The sequence below is a fragment of the Oscillatoria nigro-viridis PCC 7112 genome, assembly GCF_000317475.1.
GTDB lineage: Bacteria > Cyanobacteriota > Cyanobacteriia > Cyanobacteriales > Microcoleaceae > Microcoleus > Microcoleus nigroviridis.
Map to the genome: position 1 here is coordinate 1,461,270 of NC_019729.1, position 20,757 is coordinate 1,482,026.

The following is a 20,757-nucleotide window of genomic DNA, read 5'->3' on the forward strand; positions in this document are numbered from 1 at the left end:
CGTTTTTTAGCTAGCATTTAAGGTACTTTCATACAATTTATCGTACTGAGCTACCACAGAGTCTAAAGAAAAGAATTCAACAATTCTATCTCTAGCTGATTTTCCTAAAGTTTCCCTTTCCTCCCAATCTAGAACGATTAACTCTTTCCAAGCAGTTGCCAGCGCTTCAGCATTTTTTGGAGGTACTACTTTTCCGGTATTAGAAACAATCCAAGCTGAATCACCTACATCTGTAACGACGCAAGGCACCCCGCAGGACATCGCCTCTCCTACAACCAAAGGAAATGCTTCACCGTAAGCAGAAGCGACAGTAGAAATATCTAATGCAGCAGTTAAGCGAGGGATGTCAGTGCGCTCTCCCAACAGGTGAACGCGATCCCCTAGTTTCAACTCTTCAATTAATTTTATTAGACACATATTTTGTCGATCTACTTCAGTGCCAATTAACAAAAAATGTACATCTGGATAGGTTTTTAACAGCCAAGCAGCAGCTTGCAGAAAGTTAGCATGGTCTTTCATCGGATGATAGCGACCGATCGCGCCAATTATTATCGTTTTTTCTGCTAATCCTAGCTCAGCTTTCACCGCTAATTTCTCTTCTAGTGATGGCACAAATAAGGAAGTATCAAAACCGTTGGGAATGACGCAATTATTTTGACGGTTATAACCTAAAGCTTCATGTTGTAGCTTGCTAGCTTGAGACACAAAAATCACCTGAGCAGTTAACCGGGATAGATAAGCACACAATTTAATAATCTTAACCGTTAAACTTTTTTCTGATTCCAATGAACTAATTGAATGATGAATGCTCCACAAAACAGGTGTTTTCAACAGGGACAGCCAACTCGCTAATTGTGCGGCTAAATTGCCGTGATACATCCAACCTTGAATTAAGTCTGGCTGGAGTTTTCGCACTAGGCGAACTAATTTCCATATTGCTGCTGGTGTAGCCATTCCGGGTTTCATATCCGTAGTATAGACGGGGATGCCTAAAGATTCAATGCGATCGCCCCACGTCCCCCGATCCATTAAAGAAACCACAGCAGGAGAAAACCGCTGCCGGTTTATTCTGGACAACAAATTGTAGAGCATTCTCTCTGCACCACCTGTTGACAGTCCGGTAGTGATATATATAATTGACACCTTTTTCTCAGAACTACTGTCATTACCCATAGTTTTAATTTCCATGAACAGAGCTTATTTTTTGATCGCGCCGAACTATCAAAATTTTGCTGCCTAAAGCCATCAGCAAGAAACTTGCTGCCAATAACATAAAATTAGATTGGAAAAATGACTCCGGATCGCTCCCTTGAAAGAAAACCCATATTTGAGCTACTAAAGCATAAAAATACGGCATCCAAAACACATCTCTTAGATGTTTTTCCAGCGTAGATTGTAGGCAGCCGCCAATCCATCCATAAGTTAAGCAAACTATCACCAATCCGGGCCACCACAAACTATATATACCGAAAGCCAGAAAGCCAGTCGGTATCGCATAATCAAACGAGCCCACAATAAAGACAGTATTATAATACAGAACGGTTTCTGGTGATTCGCTACCTAATAAACGGTCGGGAACCAAACTCAAAATTCCGTATAATATATCTATAAACCAGCGAAGGTCGTAACTTTTGCTAAAAGCCGTATCCAGTGAAAAAACTGTATAGTAAAAGTTGCTCATAAAACCATAAAAGCTAAACCCTTCATCCCTGGCATTATCTTGTATAGATTGGTTAAACCTATCTATAACAGCATCAAATCCATCTGGAATTGCACTCAGACTAGAAAATAAATTTTTACCATAAAATAAAAATAAAGCCGTAAATATAATAAAAATAGCACTTGATATCCGGGGAATTTTTTTTGTTTTTAGTATATAAATCTGGTAAAATCCCAGAATGTAGTAAATAATGTTTAATCGTCCTGCTCTCAACATAAAAGAAATTAATGCACTAGCTACAGATCCCAAAAATAACACAACCTTCAACAATTTGTGTTTTCCAGTATTCTTTTCAAACACAAAAGCTGCTAATAAATAGGATGAAAAACCAGTACCAGATAAAAATCTCATAAAGAAACCTAGCGCCCCAGTTGACACCCAACCCGATCGTGCGGCTAATCCTTGCGTTATGGCATTGGAAATTCCACCAAAAGCTGAGCTATATATCTGTATTGATGCCAATGAGAATAAAAGTAAAAAAATTGTATAACAAAAAATAATTCCACTGTGACGAGATTTAATAACAATTTTCTTTCCTAGCGTTCGAGCAGACGTTGAATAAAATCCTTTAACTACAATAAAGTAGCCTATAAAAATTGCTGTAGCAGTTTGCCAGCTATTCGTATTAGCGAGTACACTTTCCCAGTCAGCCCCCACAGCTTTTTGAACATCAAAAGCTATTAGAAATCCAGGCAATGGATACCAGAGTATGAAAGCCAGATTAAACATACTTAAAAAATCTATTTCATTGTCTTTTTTTCTGATAAACTCTATAATTATTATCAGAACTATCAATACTAAATAAACACTTTCAAGCATCTAATAACTCCGAGTTTTCAATTATTTTTCTTAAAACTGTTTCGGTTGTCTCATGAAGTTTTTTGGTAGTAAAATTATCGATAATACGCTGCCGCGCCATTATCGATAATTGTGGGCGATCGCTGCTTAAAATTTGCATCCACGAAAGAAACAAAGCCTGAGGATTACTTAGCGGTACGACCATTCCCGTATCGCCAACAATTAACCTCGAATCCCCATTATCTGTCACCGCACAAGGTACGCCACAAGCCATTGCCTCTCCAATTACATTAGCAAACCCTTCGCCGTGGGAAGAAGAAGAACAAGCAATATCTAGGGCATTATTTACCGCCGGCATATCTGGGCGTGCTCCTGCCCAGATAACGCGATCGCCAATGTCCAATTCATCGGTCAAGCGATACAATTCTTGTGCGTAGTTTTCCGGCCCGATACCAACACAGACAAAACGCACATTCTGTCTTTCTTGACACATTAGTGCGGCTGCCCTAAGAAAAGTGGGATGGTCTTTCATGGGTGCCAATCTGCCCACCAAACCAATTAAAATCATGTCCGGTGAAATCCCCCATTCCTTTCTGACTTTTGCCCCTGCTTTTGGATCTGGCTGAAAACGTTCAACATCTATACCGTTGAGAATGACTACCATCTTTTTGGCGGGATATCCCTGGGTTATATAATAGGTTTTTCCAGCATAGGAATTGACGACTATTAAGTCAGCAAAGCACGATAAAATCGGCGTTATCTGAGAGAGAAAACGCCCTAGCCAACCATAAAGATTGGGATCGGTGTTAGATTCCCGTATTCCCCAGACTATCCGGGTTGAAGTAAAAAATGGCTTGACAAAAATAGCGACTAAATTGGATTCGCCCAAGTATCCGTGCAGCACATCCGGCTGGATTTGCCTGAGATATTTAACAAGACGCCAAAAAAAGCCAAATACATCCCAACGCTGTCGTTTTTCCAGACAGATAGATCGCACTCCACTTTCATTTAAGTCTTTTTCTAAACCCCCCCCTGGGTAAAAGTATAATAAGGTTATATCAAAGTAGTCTTTAAGACCTTTTAGTAAGGTCACTAATTGCCTTTGAGCACCACCGTAGTTTAAATCGCGGATGAGGAATACAACTTTTTTTTTCATGGCTGCTGATAGTGGGCAAAGAGATAATACTATCTTCTCATATATTCATTGTTTACACAACAATTTTCATTCTTAATTTACATTAATTAACTTTTTGTCTGACTCGCTTCTGTTATTTTTCTTAAATTTTGCTGAGCCGAAACAAACATATATAAAAAAGAAAATAGATAGACAAAGCTGGTGGACAAGGCAATACCTTTGATTCCTATCCATTGCATAAAAATATAATTCAAAGTTATATTAAGAATCAAGTTAAATGCCGACACTCGCATCAAAATATAATTAAGTCTCATGGATATCATTAACCGGGCCAACAAAATATTTCCAATATAGAATGGTATTTGAAAAGCGAAACAGAATTGAATTTGAGCTACTAAATGAGTATCATTAGCTGTAAAAGAGCCTCTTTGGAAAAGGAGTTGGACTATTAACTCAGAAAATAAAATTAAGAATCCTGTTAGCGGCACGGTCAATGCAAAAATTAGTCCCAGATAACGATTAAGGGTGTGACGTACATTTGCCCAATCTTCGCGGGCAACCATTTTAGAAAAATACGGAATTACAGCCGTGCTTAATGCTGTGGTAATCAAGGTAATTGGCAAGGCAATTACTCTGTTACCGTAGTTGAGAGATGCTACGCTGCCTGGCGACAGCATTGCTGCCATTGATTGATCTACTATAGTTGCGGTATTCATTAACAGTGCTCCCGTAACTGCCGGGATATATTGACTTGCTACTTGTCTCAGGTGAGGATCAAATCCATACCATTTTGGCATCAATGAAATACCTTGTTGGTGCAGCGATATTCCGATCGCAACCATTTCCAATACTACACCAAAGACAAGTCCTGCTGCTAAGTTAAAGATTCCCCAAGAATGAAGCACTAAGAGGAATAGGATAGTCATAATCGGAGTAAAAATTGGAGCAAGAGCGACTAAGGCGAAACGCTCTCCTGCATTCAAAGTAGCACGCCAGCTAGTCATAAAAGTTTCCAGCAGGACAACAGGTACGATCGCGCACAACAACTTAAAAGTCAAATCTAACTTTTCCCGACTGAACCCTCCGGCAATTAAGGGTAAATATATCGGTGCAGTCACCACCATTAATATAGTTGCAATTGCTAACACTACAAAAATCCAGACTGTAGCTCCCGAAAAAAGTCTTTGAGCTGCGTTTGTACCTTCCCGATCTCGCACACGAATATAAGTAGGTATAAGGGCTGCATTAAAGGAGCTAGATACAACATTTGTAATAAAAGCAGGCACCAACAAGGCAATTAAAAACGCATCTAAAGTATCGCCAGTACCAAATTTCCATGCCACTACTAATTCTTTAACTAAAGCTACTGCTTTAACAATTATCGTTCCTAAAGCAACTGTAACAGCCGCACCAAAAATTTGGCGATTTACAGAGCCACTTGTCTGTTGATGCCAAAAATCAAGTAATTTTTGAGGAGACAAAATTTTCATATGGGAACACTTTTGATTTGTCAACTGTAGCAACATAGGCTACTAATGGGACACCTTTTGACGCTGTTTAAAGAGTTGTTCTCCGGAAGACTCATCTCCTGCTACTCTTGGCTCGATAATCACGCTTTGCAATAAAGAATTATAGCCTGTGGATTCTTCCCAGACTTTTTGATTAGCAAACCTGATAGAATATTCCGGTCGGTTATATAATCTAGGAGCTGGATCGGGTAAATTTAATAACACTTCATATTCTCCTGAAGGCATGGTGACTGGAATGGCGCCCTTAATGTTTATGCTTTTGTCAGTACCGGGCATCCACATTCGAGGATCTTCTGTGACTGCCAAATAATATTGCGCTTGCGTTTGCCGATCGCGCAACATGACTTCTACTAAACGCTTATTGTAAGGACTAGCCCACCCATCATTAGTAATTTTCAAGTCCATTGAAAATGTGCGACCAGCTTTTACCTTCACTGGAATGACGGAATTCAAAAGGCGGAAGCGATAGCCCAAACGGCGTTGGATTTCTTTCATGCAGCCTTGTTCTTCCCAGCCTCTCAATACTGGCAGTCCATCATATAGGTTAGTGTTTAAGGCACTCCAGCGCATTCTTTCCAGATCGGCTAAAGCATTTGGACAATCGTCATATTCGCTAGGATTGCAAGTTTCACCACCCTGTACTACATATCGGTTATCTAAGTTTAAATACGTTTTCTGAGCATCTACAATTTTTGGATCGGTATGGTTATATGTACCCCAGTCATCAATAGCAGCTAAAAAACAATTGTTGTGAGCTCCGGTTCTGGATCTATAGCTGCCATTGAATGCTTCTTGAGAAGTGAGAGGATTTTTATTATTGAAAGCATCTCTTTTGTAGTAGGGGTATCGTATAGCAACCATCCGCTCAGTAGGAACCGCAGAGAGAATTTTAAATAGAATAGTTCTCCGGGCTTCACTATTTTTATCTAGACCGTTTGTAGAGCGGTTCCACTCTCCCCAATAACCAATAAAACCAGCTTCTAAGTAAGCGATAGTATCGGAGTTCGCTGCAAATATTGGCTTTAACTGTTCTATATGGGAAAGTATTCGCTCTTGCGGAGCGTCCGGCCCACCTCCCAGCCAGTTATACGCAAACCGGATAATAATTTTTAGACCTGCTTTTCGGACTATTTCACAGTCATTTGATACCTTTTGCAGAAATGATTTGGAAAGGGGTCTATCTCGAAAATCCGCAATAGTATAAATTCGGCGAACTAAACTCATATTTTCGCTTCTAACTTTCTCTAGGTCGGCTACCTTTAAGGGAGAACTTTCATATTTACCGAGTGGGTTAAACGGAACAAAAAAACCTCTTTCGGGATTTGGAAAATTCTCATAACTGTTTTCATACAGTGTAGTTTTATAAGAAGTAGAATTAGCAGCACAGGGTTGGCATGATGTCGCTGACATCAGCACAAGCCCAATTACTGCTAATTTTTGTGCGATCTTTCCCATCTCAAATGCGTTTCTCCAACTAGCTTTCATCGTTAGTGCGGTTGCGCCGCCATCACTGAACCGATTCTTTAGTGCTCAACCGATAAGTTTGACAAATGCCCCATTAACTTTTAGCACCCTTAGCCCCAATTAATCTCCCTACCGCCGCACATTCCACAGGCTTCGAGAAAAAGTATCCCTGTCCGTAGATGCAGTTCATAGATTTTAGCTGAGCTATTTGCCATCTCGTTTCTACTCCTGTGGCAATCATGCCCATACCTAAATCCTGAGCAATCGCCATAATTTTATGAAGAATTTCTAAGTTGTCGTTGTTAGCATCCAGCCCGCTGACTAGAGAGCAATCTAGCTTCAAACTGTCGAATTTCCCATACTTAAGCCGCGTCAATTGGTAGAGGTGAGTTAATGATACATCACTGAGACCGCAGTGGTCTATTTGTACTTGCAACCCTAAAGTTTTAAGTTTGAGAAAAACAGACCCAGCCAACTCGGAATTTTGCGTCACAACATATTCAGGAATTTCTAATCTCAAACTAGAAGCATCGAGATTTGTTTCTTGCAATATTTTGGCAATCGTATTGATTAAGTCAGCTTGGAAAAACTGTTTGCCAGTCAGATTGACGCTTACTGTTAAAGGAGACTCAAGACCAAATTGCGACTGCCAAATTCGCATCTGGCTGCAAGCTTGCCGCAGTACCCACTCGCCAATAGGAAGAATCAAACCCGTTTCTTCTGCCAGTGTTAGGAATTCGTCTGGCCAAAGCAAACCTCGATTGGGGTGCTGCCAGCGCAACAGCGCTTCAAAACCACTAATTTGATCGGTTTCCAGGCAGACGATCGGCTGATAGTGAATCCGAAACTCCTCATTGGCAAGAGCCACCCGCAAATCATTCTCTAACTGCACAGATGCTGCACTGCTAATCTTTGCCGGAGCGGTTGTTTCTTGGGCTGTAATTGCGTGCAAGTTGGCTGTTGAATATCCTGGTACGTACTCAGGCACTAACTGCTGTAACATTGAGACTATTAAATTGGTATCATTGCGATCGCCCGCTTGACAAAGAGCTTCTACCTCCCGGTTAATATTTTCTTTCACTATGCGGCTGGCATTGCCCAAACTGAGAATTTTTTTGTGTTTAGTGCGGTTGTATTTCTCACCGGGAATAAACAGTTCTTCAAACAATTTTTCTCCCGGTCGCAGCCCCGTAAACGCGATTTCTAGGTCTTTACCAACTTCATATCCTGAAAGCCGAATCAAATCTTTTGCCAAATCAAAAATTCTGACTGGTTCTCCCATCTCAAGCATGAAAACTTCCCCGCCCTTGCCGATTACTGCTGCCTGCAAAACCAGTTGAACTGCTTCGGGAATTGTCATGAAATAGCGAGTGATATCTGGATGGGTAATTGTGATCGGCCCGCCCTCAGCAATTTGTCGCTGGAAAGTAGGTACGACACTACCCCGGCTGCCAAGAACATTACCGAAACGAACCACTACAAAGGGGTTTTTGCTTTTTTTGGCTGCTTGCAGCACCAGCATTTCGGCAACTCTTTTGCTAGCTCCCATAATGCTAGTTGGATTCACCGCTTTGTCGGTGGAAATCATCACAAAGTGCTGCACATTATATTTCAATGCCAGATCCAGCAGATTTTTCGTCCCCCGCACATTGTTAGTAATCGCTTCGGGCGGGTTTAATTCCATCATGGGTACGTGTTTGTGAGCGGCCGCATGAAAAATGATGTCTGGTCTCATTGTTAAAAAAACGTACTCTAATCGCTCCTGCAAACGAATATCGGCGATGAAAGCTGTCAGGCGAGTAATATCTGTTTGGGTTTTGCTTGTCTTTTTGAGTTCTGACAGGACTTTTGTTAGTTCTTGTTGAATGTTGAATACAGAATTTTCTCCGTGTCCGACGATGATGATTTCCGCAGGCTCGCACTTTAATATTTGCCGACAAAGTTCGCTGCCGATGGAGCCGCCGGCACCAGTAATTAGAACTTTCTTGCCTCCAATCAATCGCAAGACTTTGTGGATATCGGTTTGGATGGGGGCGCGGCGGAGCAAGTCCTCAATCTTTACTTCTCTGAGACTACCTAAACTGACGCGACCGTTGATGATTTCATTGAGGCCGGGGAGGGTGCTGGTTGGAATTCCTATTGACTGACAAATTTCTACGATCTCCCTAATCTCTTTTCCCGGAGCTGAGGGGATGGCAATCATAACTTTGTCGATATTTAGCGATCGAACTACTTCCGGAATGTTACAGCGATTGCCGACTACAGTCAGTTTGCGAATCTGCTTGCTGATTTTTTTGGGGTCGTCGTCTATGAAAGCGATTGGATCGAGTCCTACCTCTGGGCTCCTCTGCATCGTTTGCACCAGAGATGTGCCTGCACTGCCCGCACCGACTATCAGGACGCGATCGCGTTGCTGAACTTTCCACGGTTTTTGGTTCCATCTTTCTAGGGCTGGAATGCTGAAACGAATGGCCGCCACTAACAAAAAGCTGATGATAGCGTCTAGTAGCGGCAGCGATCGTGGCAGATTGCCGATCGGCGAATTATTTAGCTGGTAGAGTGCTTGGAACAAGATAATTTCTCCTGTTAGGGATATACCTATCAGCATCGTTATTTGTGCCATTTCTTCCAGACCCGCATACTGCCAGTAACGCTTGTAGAAGCCCCCGGCATAAAATACTGCTAATTTGACTGCTACAAATAATACTGTAACTACCGCTAGACTGTTTAGGTAGGGAGCCAGAGTCAATGTATCATCTAAACGAATTGCCAAGGCCAGTAATGGTGCGATCCCCAAACAAATTGCATCGATTATCAAAAAATGACGGGTTCTTAATCCCACCAACACTTTGCTGATTTTTTTGACTATCATATTCATCACAACCCTATTACCCAAAAACTTTACTAAAACTATATCTAGTACCTAATACTGAGGTACTTTTTTATACCACCCTGCCCGCTGAAATTAATCAGCCTTTCTTTTAATCCGGCATCACTCAAGTGATATCATTAAGACGATTACCAAGAATATTTCCCGCCTCCTAATTGTTTTTTATTATTTTTTGATATTAAATCGTGAACTCTTAATGCTGAGTCTATCTTCTCCTTATACTTATTCCATTGCTCGGAAATTTATAATTCTTTACTTTTGTTTAACAAAAATATATATTTTTTTTGTTCTGGGGAACACAAATATAGTTGCTAAAACCATGACAATGCTAGACTTAAGTGATACAATAGATATCCTCAATAATGATTTGAAAAGCCTAGGGTGTTACTGTTTACAAAAAATCATTTTTCGGGAGTAACTGATGGAATCAACTGAAAATGGTATTGGATTTCAGGAATACTGGCAGATTCTCAAACGCAGGTGGCTGCCAGCCTTAGCTGTGTTTGCCTCGGTTCTGGCACTCACCGCCTACACCACGCTGAAGCAAAAAGCAGTTTATGAAGCAGAAGGAAAGCTGTTATTTAAGAAAACAACTCCTGGATCTGCTTTAACAGAATTGGGAAAAGAAATCGGACAGTTGACTCCTGCGGCGGAGCAAAGTAACCCTCTGACTACGGAGATAGAACTGATTCGTTCTCTAGAAAATGTAGAAAAAACTATAAATATACTTCAGTTAAAAGACGAAACAAATAATCATTTGAAAGCAAAATTTTTTTTAAAAAACCTGACAATAGCTACTATTCGTGGAGCTGATATCCTAACGGTTTCATACAAAGACCAAAACCCAAAAATAGCAGCGGATGTCGTAAAAAACCTGATGAACTTTTATATTGACAACAATCAAAAAGTGAATCGCTTAGAAGCTGTATCTGTTCGACAGTTTATTGAAAGGAAACTGCCTAAGTCCGACAAAGCTATGCGGAAAGCAGCGGCAGAATTGAGCAAATTTAAAGAAGATAATAAAGTGGTAAATCTTGAAGAAGAAGCTAAATCAGCAGTGGCAGTTATGGCAGGACTCGAAAGTCAAATCGACCAAGCTAAGTCAGATTTGCTCAAGGCAAGTGCTAAGTCTAAAGCATTTGAAGATGAATTACAAATGAATCCCCAGCAAGCATTGACCGCCAGCAATCTCAGCCAATCTAGCACAGTGCAGGAAGCTCTCAAAGAATACAAACAAATAGAGCGGCAGTTAGCAATTGAGCAAAATCGCTACGTGGAAACTTCGCCTGTGATAACTAGGTTAGAAACTAAGAAAGCTACTATGAAAGCTTTACTAGACCAACAAATACAACAAGTTTTAGGCGGACAACAGCCGTTGCAAAATCCAAGTTTACAGATAGGAGAAGTGAAACCAAAACTGATCGAAGAATTTATCAAGGTAGATGTAGAACGCCAGGGTTTGGCTGAGCGAGTTACTATTTTATCAAATGCTCTAGCTGGCTACAGGCAGCGGGTAAAACTTTTGCCGAAGCTAGAGAAGGAAAAGCGGGAACTTGAAAGGAAACTCCAAGAAGCCGAAGCTGATTATGAAGAATTGCAGAAAAAACTCCAGCAAATTCGGATTACTGAAAATCAGCAAGTGGGTAATGCTCGGATTATCCAACAGGCGAGTGTTCCGACAGAACCAGTGCGTTCTCGCAAGTCTTTATTGCTGGTATCGGGCGGCTTGTTGGGAACTCTGCTGGCGATAGGTGTGGCGATGCTTTTAGAGTCTCAAGATAAGTCTGTCAAAACTATTGAAGAGGCGAGGGAATTGTTTGGGTTTACTTTGTTGGGGGTGATTCCTTTTCATAAAAAGCCTGACAAAAATCCTCGGCGTAATTCCCGCCCGCTTAAGTCTGCAGCACAGGATTTAGAGCTCTCTCCCCGACAGATTGTGGTTAGAGATACTCCTCATACTTCGAGCAGTGCTGCTTACCGAATGCTTCAGGCAAATCTGAGGTTTTTGAGTTCGGATAAAGAGCTGAAAGTGATTGTTGTCAGTAGTTCGCTACCGCAAGAAGGCAAGTCTACTGTATCGGCTAATTTGGCTGTAGCTATAGCTCAATTAGGAAGGAAGGTTTTGTTGGTAGATGCGGATATGCACTGTCCTGTTCAACATCGGATTTGGGAACTTCCCAATCAAGTAGGCTTGAGCAACGTGATAGTCGGACAAGCTGGATTTGGGGATGCGATCGCCCAAGTTATGGATAATTTAGATGTGCTGACTTGCGGGGTGATTCCGCCTAATCCAATGGCTCTGTTGGACTCGCAGCGGCTCACTTCGTTAATTAAGCAATTTTCGGCTACTTATGATGCAGTTATCGTTGATACTCCTGCTTTGAATGTTGCTGCTGATGCTCTGATTCTCGGAAATAAAGCCGATGGGATTTTATTGGTAGTGCGACCTGGAGTTCTTCATTCTGGTACTGTGGCTTTTGCGAAGGAGCTATTGAAGAAATCAAATCAGCACGTTCTGGGCTTAGTGGTGAATGGAGTAAGTCCTAAAAACGAACCGCACAGCCATTACTATTTTACCAATGAATCTTACACTCAAGAGCAGAGTCCTGGTATTAAAAAAACGAATAACCAGTAACCAATAACAACAGTTAACTGTTAACTGACAACTGACTAAATTGGCAGCCGCACTCCGAAAGTCGAGCCGAGTCCTTCCCCAGGACTTTCGGCCCAGACAGTGCCGCCGTGGAGTTCCACGAGATGGCGGACGATCGCCAATCCCAGTCCCAGCCCGCCGTAATTGCGCGTAGAAGTGCTGTCAGCTTGGCGGAAGCGATCGAACACAAAGGGCAAAAACTCCTTGCTGATGCCAATTCCCGTATCTCTGACAACGATCGAAACAGAGTGAACCGGAGACGGCCCAGACAAGATAGCGCCACCGGCTGCTCCCGGTTTCCCATCCTCCGAGAGCGTGATTTCCACGCGACCCGACGGCGGCGTAAACTTAATAGCATTCGAGAGCAAATTCCACACCACCTGCTGCAAACGAGTAGCATCGCCCCTCACCGAGCTCACCCCTTCGCCGCAAAAACTCGCCAATTCAATTCCCCGAGCTTCAGCATCAGGGAGCAGCGCCTTCACCGCCGTTTCTACAATCGGCACCAAATCCACCGGGAACAGCTTCAAACACACTTTGCCGCTCACAATCCGGGAAACGTCCAGCAAATCCTCAATCATCTGAGTCTGCAACCGCGCGTTTCGCTCAATAGTCTCCAAACCGACGGCCGTTTTTTCGGGAGTCAACTTGCGCTGCCGCAGCATCTGCGCCCAGCCCAAAATGGCGTTCAGAGGCGTCCGCAACTCGTGAGAAAGCGTTCCCAAAAACTGGTCTTTAATCCGGTTGGCCTCCGCTGCTTCCCGGTAAAGCCGGGCATTGTCGATCGCCACCGCCGCATCCCGCGCCAAATCCTCCAGCAAAACCAAATCCTCCTGCCCGCAGCGGCGGCCCGACTCCCCGCACAGCAGCGAAATCGCTCCCAGCGTCCGCCCGCGAGCGATCAGCGGCACGCAGATTGCCGACAGCACCTGGGATTGGGATCGCAGCACCAACTGCAGTTCCCTGTCCGGCACAACAGCCTGGATCACCCATTCCGGTATTTCTGGGTAGAGCTTCGACTCACCAGTCCGCAGCACCTTTGCTACTCCGTGCCGTCCCTGGGGGTCGAGCGGCATACGCCGATCGATTTGCCACAGCAGAGCGACTTTGCTCGGATCTGAGTGAGCAACTGCTTGCAAGCGGATCGAGCCGTCGGCATCGAGCAAATGCACGCAGCACCAATCCCCCAGCGCGGGTACTGTTAAATCTGCCAAACCTTGCAGCGCCTCCTCGTAATCCAGGGAAGCCGACGACAGCAAAGCCAAAGCTTGAGCGCTAAAATAGGCTGTCTGGGCCGATCGCTGGCGATCGTCAATATCCGTACAAGTCCCGAACCATTTGAGAATTTTCCCCTCAGCGTCCCGCACGGGCAATGCCCTGCCCAGATGCCAGCGGTAAGCCCCGTCAGATGCCCGTTTAAAGCGGTATTCCACCTCGTAAGTCTTCCCTGTCTCCACCGAGCTTTTCCAGCTTTCTACGCAATTTTCCACGTCATCTGGATGCAGGGCTAGCTGCCACCCCCAGCCTTGAGTTTCCTCCAGCGTCAAGCCAGTATATTCAAACCAGCGCTGGTTGTAGTAGTCGCACCAGCCGTCAGCTCTGGCACTCCAAACTATTTGCGGGATGGCTTCAGCGAGGACGCGGTAAAGCAGTTCGCTGGCTTCGGCTTCGCGACGGGCGGCCTGTTCCCGCGCCAATGCCCAATTCCGCTGTTCTTCGGCCTCTTTGCGAGCGGTGATATCGCTAATCACGCCGATCCATTTGCAGGGATTTCCTTGTTTGTCAAGCACTGCTTTGCCCCGATCGATCCAGTGGAGCAAGCCGCCCCGCTGGCACTGAACGCGGTATTCCTGAAAAAATGGGGCGGCAGAACTGTCTGGCGCGCTCAAATACCGATCGACTGCGGCCAAAACTCGATCGCGGTCGATCGGGTGCAAGATCTTGTTCCAAGCTGCTCTTGTCCTCGGAAATCCGCCTTTTTCGTACTCTAAATGTTCGTCTACCTGACCGAACCACAGCACGATGTCGGTCTCGATATCCCATTCGTAAATCAAATCGCTGGCACTTTCTGCAGCAATCCGAAACCGCTCTTCAGACTGTCGCAGCACTTCCAGAAATTTAAAGCGTTCCGTCACGTCCAAAACCAGAGACAGCACCGATATCAACTGTCCAGAATCGCTGTAAAAAGCCGAATTGTACCATTCGCAGCGTACCAACGAACCGTACTTATTATAATTGCTGTTCCGAACTACATTGCAGCGATTTTCTGGTTTTTTTAAACTATAAATTGCAGATTTTACCTCTTCAAAATCGCCCTGATAAATAAAGTTCCATTCGCTAAAACGCTTGCCTAAAACTTCTATTTTGTCCCAGCCAAAAATCTTCTCTGCCGCCGGCGACCAGCCGCTGATACGAAAGTTTTCATCCCACTCAATCACCGCTAGGGGAGTATTCTCAAAATGAGAAGTGAGTTTTTGCAGCGCCTCGCGCAGGGATGCTTCTACTTGCTTGCGCTCAGTAATATCGCCAAAAGAAATAGCAATACCGTCGCCCAATTTAACGGTCATAATCCGAAACCAGCCGACAATGCCTTCGCTGTTGTAATAAATCTCGGTATCGAGGGGAATTCCTGTTTCTACAACTTGCACGTAACGGTCGAACAAATTGTTATCTTTATGGCCCGGCAGCACTTGCAGCAATCGCTTGCCGATTAATTCGCCCGGGGTACTATGCTGAATTTTTCCCGCTGCGGGATTGACGTATTCCCATTCAAAATCCACAATTGTGGATTCGTCGCGAATGCTGCGGAACACGTTAAATCCGTCTAGAGATAATTCCTGAAAAACGCGGAAGCGTTCTTCGCTTTCTTGCAACTTGCCTACAGTGTCAAGCAGGAGGTCCTCGACTCGCTCGCGCTGTGTTATTTCTGCAAGCAATTGCTCGTTAATTTGCTGGAGTTCGGTTGTGGGGGATGCGACGGAATTTTTAATAGCAGAGTCGGCTTGCAGTCGATCGACATTTTCAGTTCCCAGCGCCGTATTTCCTGGAAAATAGGCCGCCCCAGCCAAAGCCAACACTTGAGAAATCCGGGGTATCAGGGACGCTAAAGCCCACAAAGAGATGATAGCGGTTAAGGCGGCGATCGAACTTGACAGCCAGTAGCTGGGATACACCAGCATCCAAACTTGCATCAAATGATTTGTCCCGCCGCAGAAAAACCAGGCTCCCAATAGGAGAAACCCCTTGCTCAAAGGCACGTCCCGCTGCTTCCGGGCATAGTATGTCAGAATTGCTGGAATTGAATAATAAGCCAAGGCAATTAACAAATTGCTGACCGCGTGCAGTCCCATCAACTGGGGTTGCCACTGGCAACAGCCATCTTGCGGAATAAAATTGTGGTTAAATGACATAATCTTAATAAATGGCAACATTTCGGCTTTCCTGTGCGATCGATCCTAGTTGCACTTGTGTTGCTGACCCGCTAATTTCTAGTTTATACACAAAAAAACATAAAACAAAACTAACTTTAGTCCGGGGAGGAAAGTTCACAGTAGGTTTGAACCTTCCTGCAATATTCGTACATTTATTGAGAGGTTTAGGGATAGTCAGGTACTATAATTCCCAAGGAGGTAGGAAATTCAATACTATCTTTTGAACAAACAACTTACGTAAAAACAAAGCAATTGAGCGCACTTGATGAACGGGTTTCTAGAGTGCAGTTCATTGAAACGGTTTAGCTAGAAGCTTGCAAAATTAGATAAATTCATCTTTATTGAATGTATTTTTTGATAAGTTTGCAGATTCAGAAATCCCTTCAACATAGGAGAATCGACCTCTACTTGGAGGCTCAGAAATCCTGCCGGAGCAGATTGATGCTTGGAGCGAAGCATCCCCGCCTCTCGCCCTGGAATCAAAACTAATCTGTACCTGTATCAAAGTCTACTAAATTCTGTTACTAAATAGGTTAATGTCACAGATTATCTTCCAGTAAAATTTCTGAAACCATCTCGAATTAAACCTCCATGCGCTTAGAGCAGCTTCAAGCATTTCTTTCAGTTGCTGAAACTGGTAGCTTTCAGCAAGCAGCCCGGAAGTGTGGCGTAACCCAATCGACTATTAGCCGCCAAGTGCAGGGATTAGAAGCGGAAGTGGGTTTGTCGCTGTTTCACCGCACGGCCCACGCGAAACTGACTGTGGGAGGGGAATGCCTGCTGCCTCACGCTCGCAAAATCTGTCAGACTTGGCAAAATGCTGCAGAAGAATTGGGAGACTTACTGGCGGGAAAGCAGCCAGAACTTTGCGTGGCTGCGATTCATTCAGTTTGCGCTGCTTATTTGCCGCCTGTACTGCAAAAGTTTTGCCGCGACTATCCAGACGTGCAGTTGCGGGTGACTTCCCTGGGTAGCGATCGAGCTCTGAAAGTCCTCAAAGACGGTTTGGTGGACATCGCGGTGGTGATGAACAACCGCTATTTTACTCAAGCCCCGGAAATGTTGGTTGAGGTGCTCTACAATGAGCCGATCGAGGTGTTGATGGCGGCGGGTCATCCCCTGGCCCAGTACGATCGAGTACCTTGGCCGGAATTGATTTGTTACCCGCAAGTGGTGTTTAAGGACGGGTACGGAATGCAGCGGATGGTGCAAGAACAATTTGGACGCATCGGTGCTAAACTTCATGCTGTTTTGGAACTCAACACTCTTGATGCTTTTCGGGGTGTGGTGCGGCAGGGAGAATTGATTGCTTTGCTGCCGCATTCAGCTTTGGTGGAGGCGAAAACCGATCGCACTTTAGCCGTTCGGTCGATCGCCCAAGAGCGGTCAAATTCCAAGGTTTCGGCGATCGGTCAATCGGCGGCCGATCTAACATCTTGCACCATTCTCGAGAACGGGCAAGATGCCCATTCCACAAAAGATGAATTTTCTCGCTTCACAGGCATCTTGCCTGTTCCTAAAAGGCTGATTGAGAATGGTACAACATCTCAGACCGATCCCGCTTGGACTCGCGAAGTGGTGTTGGTGACAACTCACGATCGAATGCAAATTCCGCCGATCGCCCATTTCTGGAATCTGGTACGCGAATTTGTGCCGCCATGTGATGTCATCAAGCTAGAAAAATCAGGGAGTTAATACCTTTTTAGATTTTAGATTTTAGATTTTAGATGGGGAATGACTGATGAAATAACGGTTTGGATATTTCCAACAATTGCCTGCTTTTTGGTAACTGGTATAATTCGATAATTTTAAATAGATAGTTCTAAAATTTAAATTTAAAACGGTTCAAATACTACCAATTACCCCTTACCAATTACCAACTTCAAATGTTATGAGTGACGCATTTAGAGAATTGCTGCGAAAAATTGGCAGCGGAGTACACACAGGAGAAAACTTAACTCGATCCGAAGCAGCAGCAGCCACGCGGATGATGCTGCTGGGGGAAGCAACACCGGCTCAAATCGGAGCTTTTATGATTTCCCACCGCATTAAACGGCCCACTGGGGAAGAATTAGCCGGAATGCTCGATGCTTATGAAGAATTGGGGCCAGTGCTTGCCCCCCCAAACCGAGAAAAAGGGTTTTCCGTCTCTACCGTCGCCGTGTTTGGCGTTGCTTACGACGGGCGATCGCGCACGGCTCCAATTAGCCCAATAACCGCCCTAATTTTAGCCGCCTCTGGCGTGCCAAGTCTCATGCACGGGGGAGATACCATGCCAACCAAGGAAGGCATTCCCCTGATTGAAATTTGGCGCGGTTTGGGAGTTGACTGGAGAAAACTGAGTTTAGAAAAAGTCCAGCAAGTTTTTGACAATACAGGTTTGGGTTTTGTTTACCTTCCCAAGCATTTTCCTCAAGCCGCCGCTTTAGTTCCCTACCGCCGCGAAATTGGTAAACGGCCACCTTTTTCGACAATGGAGTTGATGTGGTGTCCCTGTACCGGCGACGTTAACGTCATCTCCGGTTACGTCCACCCGCCCACAGAAGGTATGTTTCAACAAGCCTTTGAGTTGCGGGGAATCAAAAATTATACCACAGTCAAAGGATTGGAGGGAAGCTGCGATTTGCCGCGCGATCGTACTGCGATTATCGGCATTGCTAAGCCGGATGCCGAGTTCGAGCGACTGCTTTTATCCCACGGAGATTACGGTTTTAGCAGCACAAATCCTGCCTTGGAATCAGCCTCTGAGTTATTCAAACAAATGCAGGAAGTGTTGCTGGGAAAACCCTCGGAATTGATGCAGTCCGCTATCTGGAACGGCGGATTTTATCTGTGGCGCAGCGGAGTTTGTTTGGATATGAACTCGGGTTTGATTGAGGCAGAAAATTTGTTGAATAGCGGTCAAGTCGTGCAAAAACTTGAGGAAGTTAGCCACGCCGTTAGTGTTTTGAGTTGACAGTTGACAGTTGACAGTTGACAGTTGACTACTAGACATCTCCAATAATTATTGTGGAACAGGCATCTTGCCTGTTCAAAACAGGCAATTCTTGCGATAACTACTGACTAATAACTAATAACTAATAACTAATAACTAATGACTAATGACTAATGACAATCATCAAATTGCTGTAATTGTACTTGCAGGCGGTCAAAGTTCGCGGATGGGTAGGGATAAAGCTATGCTGGAAATTGACGGCAAATCCCTATTGCAGCGGGCGTTGGAAGTTGCCGCAGTTGTAACCCCCGAAGTTTATGTTCTGACTGCTTGGCCCGATCGCTATCGATCGACCTTAACCGAAACATCCCAATTTCTGGTAGAGTACAATCCGGGCTCCGGGCCCTTGGTTGCATTGACTCAGGGATTGACAGAAATTGCCGCCGAGTGGATTTTACTGTTAGCTTGCGATTTGCCTTTGTTGGATGCCCAGATTATTCAAAACTGGGCAAGTCAGTTAACAGAGTTTCCCCCATCAACTTTAGCAGTTGTGCCTTATCAAAATTCGCGCTGGGAGCCTTTGTGCGGCTTCTACCGCCAAAAAGCTCTGCCCAGTTTGCAAAGTTTTATTGACAAAGGGGGACGTTCCTTTCAAGCGTGGTTAAATCAAATCTCCGCAATCCCTCTACCTGTAGGGGAACGAGAAGCAGTAATGTTATCCAATTGCAATACATTAGAAGAGTTTGAGCAATTAAAAGGTAAAATGGTTAACGGTTGACAGTTGACAGTTGACAGTTAACTGACTACTGACTACTGACTACTGACTACTGACTACTGACTACTGACTAATGATTAACGAATATTGGTTGCTCGATCGCAATATAACTTTCCTCAATCACGGCTCTTTTGGGGCCTGTCCGATTCCCGTACTGGAAGCGCAAACCGCTTTTCGGGAACAACTGGAAAGAGAACCTTTGCGCTTTTTAATGCGGGAATTTGAACCCTTATTGGATAATGCAAGAAATCAGTTAGCCGCCTTTATCGGTGCGAGTGAGGATGACTTAGCCTTTGTCCCGAATGCGACCACGGGAGTAAATGCAGTTTTGCGATCGCTCTATTTTTCTCCGGGAGACGAATTGCTCACTACAAATCAGGAATACAACGCTTGCCGCAACACACTTAATTTTGTAGCCGAGCGTACAGGCGCTAAAGTAATAGTAGCAGAAGTCCCCTTTCCCATTGAGTCACCCGACCAAATTATTGAAGCAATAATTAAGTGCGTTTCACCGCAAACAAAGTTAGCCTTATTAGACCACGTTGTGAGCCAAACAGGTTTAATCTTTCCCATCAAACAGTTAGTCGGTGAGTTAGCTAACCGTGGCGTGGATGTATTGGTAGACGGAGCTCACGCGCCGGGAATGGTAGCACTGAATTTAGATGAAATTGGCGCGGCTTACTATACGGGAAATTGCCACAAGTGGCTGTGCGCGCCGAAAGGTGCGGGCTTTTTATACGTGCGGCGCGACAAGCAAGATGCCATTCGACCAACTACAATCAGTCACGGTGCTAACTCGCCCCGCGCTGATAAATCCCGCTTTCAACTAGAATTTGACTGGATGGGAACAGTCGATCCGAGTCCCTATTTGTGCGTGCCTGTAGCTATTGATTTTATGGGTTCTTTGTTGAGCGGCGGCTGGCCGGAATTGATGGCGAAAAATCATGCTTTAGCATTGGCGGGTAGAAAAATATTGGCGGACAAATTAGATTTGCCACTGCCTTGTCCTGATGAAATGGTGGGTTCGATGGCAGTTGTGCCACTGCCAGACTCCCAGTCTGATGTGGTTGCAAAGGGAGGAATTCCACCTTTGCAAGAGGCGCTGTGGGAGATTTTTAAAATTGAAGTTCCGGTGATTCCTTGGCCGGATGCTAGCAAGCAGTTGGTGAGGCTCTCGGCTCAGTTATACAATACTTTGCCGCAGTATCAATATTTAGCTAAGGCGCTGGTTGAGCTGACGAGAATTTGAGCTGGAGCTTCCCGAAAAGAAACATCACACCCAGCTACAAACAGTTATAGGTTTGTAGTTAGGGTGTCGGTTCTCATAGTTTCGGAGAATACAGATTATTCGTCCTTACTATAAACGTAGTAAGGGTTAGACAAATAGGCACAATAAGAGTCAAAATTATGCCAGGAATCACCTTTAT

Annotated in this window: 12 protein-coding genes; 5 read left to right on the forward strand and 7 right to left on the reverse strand. The window is 44.5% G+C overall.

Annotated features, from left to right (window positions below):
• Positions 1-6 precede the first annotated feature (6 nt).
• From OSC7112_RS06260 to OSC7112_RS06285, 6 genes are all read right to left on the reverse strand, one after another.
• The gene (locus OSC7112_RS06260) at positions 7-1,188 is read right to left on the reverse strand and encodes a glycosyltransferase family 4 protein (protein ID WP_223300771.1); all 1,182 of its coding nucleotides are present in this window, start codon (positions 1,186-1,188) and stop codon (positions 7-9) included.
• Entirely contained in the window at positions 1,178-2,539 is a 1,362-nt protein-coding gene (locus tag OSC7112_RS06265; protein WP_015175120.1) for an oligosaccharide repeat unit polymerase, read from the reverse strand. Before OSC7112_RS06265 ends, OSC7112_RS06260 begins: the two co-directional genes overlap by 11 nt.
• Positions 2,532-3,674: a glycosyltransferase gene (locus OSC7112_RS06270; RefSeq protein WP_015175121.1), complete on the reverse strand. Its 1,143-nt coding sequence runs from the start codon at positions 3,672-3,674 to the stop codon at positions 2,532-2,534. Before OSC7112_RS06270 ends, OSC7112_RS06265 begins: the two co-directional genes overlap by 8 nt.
• A gap of 86 nt (positions 3,675-3,760) precedes the next feature.
• Positions 3,761-5,143: a murein biosynthesis integral membrane protein MurJ gene (gene murJ, locus OSC7112_RS06275; RefSeq protein ID WP_041622397.1), complete on the reverse strand. Its 1,383-nt coding sequence runs from the start codon at positions 5,141-5,143 to the stop codon at positions 3,761-3,763.
• Positions 5,144-5,185: 42 nt separating this feature from the next.
• Positions 5,186-6,667 (reverse strand): DUF4832 domain-containing protein, encoded by a 1,482-nt coding sequence (locus OSC7112_RS06280; RefSeq protein WP_223300772.1) that lies wholly within the window; start codon positions 6,665-6,667, stop codon positions 5,186-5,188.
• A 73-nt stretch (positions 6,668-6,740) separates the two neighbouring features.
• Positions 6,741-9,518, reverse strand: a complete 2,778-nt coding sequence (locus OSC7112_RS06285; RefSeq protein WP_150111504.1) for a polysaccharide biosynthesis protein — start codon at positions 9,516-9,518, stop codon at positions 6,741-6,743.
• 439 nt (positions 9,519-9,957) lie between these two features.
• Here OSC7112_RS06285 and OSC7112_RS06290 point away from each other — a divergent pair, with 439 nt between their 5' ends.
• On the forward strand, positions 9,958-12,171 hold the full coding sequence (locus OSC7112_RS06290; protein WP_015175126.1) for a GumC family protein: 2,214 nt from the start codon (positions 9,958-9,960) through the stop codon (positions 12,169-12,171).
• 35 nt (positions 12,172-12,206) lie between these two features.
• Here the strand turns inward: OSC7112_RS06290 and OSC7112_RS06295 are convergent, their stop codons facing one another.
• Positions 12,207-15,599 (reverse strand): PAS domain S-box protein, encoded by a 3,393-nt coding sequence (locus OSC7112_RS06295; RefSeq protein WP_223300773.1) that lies wholly within the window; start codon positions 15,597-15,599, stop codon positions 12,207-12,209.
• A gap of 612 nt (positions 15,600-16,211) precedes the next feature.
• Here OSC7112_RS06295 and OSC7112_RS06300 point away from each other — a divergent pair.
• The 4 genes from OSC7112_RS06300 (at position 16,212) to OSC7112_RS06315 (ending at position 20,579) form a co-directional block, all read left to right on the forward strand.
• Entirely contained in the window at positions 16,212-17,315 is a 1,104-nt protein-coding gene (locus tag OSC7112_RS06300; RefSeq protein ID WP_015175128.1) for a LysR family transcriptional regulator, read from the forward strand.
• A gap of 196 nt (positions 17,316-17,511) precedes the next feature.
• Positions 17,512-18,576: an anthranilate phosphoribosyltransferase family protein gene (locus OSC7112_RS06305; protein WP_015175129.1), complete on the forward strand. Its 1,065-nt coding sequence runs from the start codon at positions 17,512-17,514 to the stop codon at positions 18,574-18,576.
• Positions 18,577-18,721: 145 nt separating this feature from the next.
• Positions 18,722-19,333: a molybdenum cofactor guanylyltransferase gene (locus OSC7112_RS06310; protein ID WP_015175130.1), complete on the forward strand. Its 612-nt coding sequence runs from the start codon at positions 18,722-18,724 to the stop codon at positions 19,331-19,333.
• A gap of 70 nt (positions 19,334-19,403) precedes the next feature.
• On the forward strand, positions 19,404-20,579 hold the full coding sequence (locus OSC7112_RS06315) for an aminotransferase class V-fold PLP-dependent enzyme (RefSeq protein WP_015175131.1): 1,176 nt from the start codon (positions 19,404-19,406) through the stop codon (positions 20,577-20,579).
• The last annotated feature ends 178 nt before the right edge of the window (positions 20,580-20,757 follow it).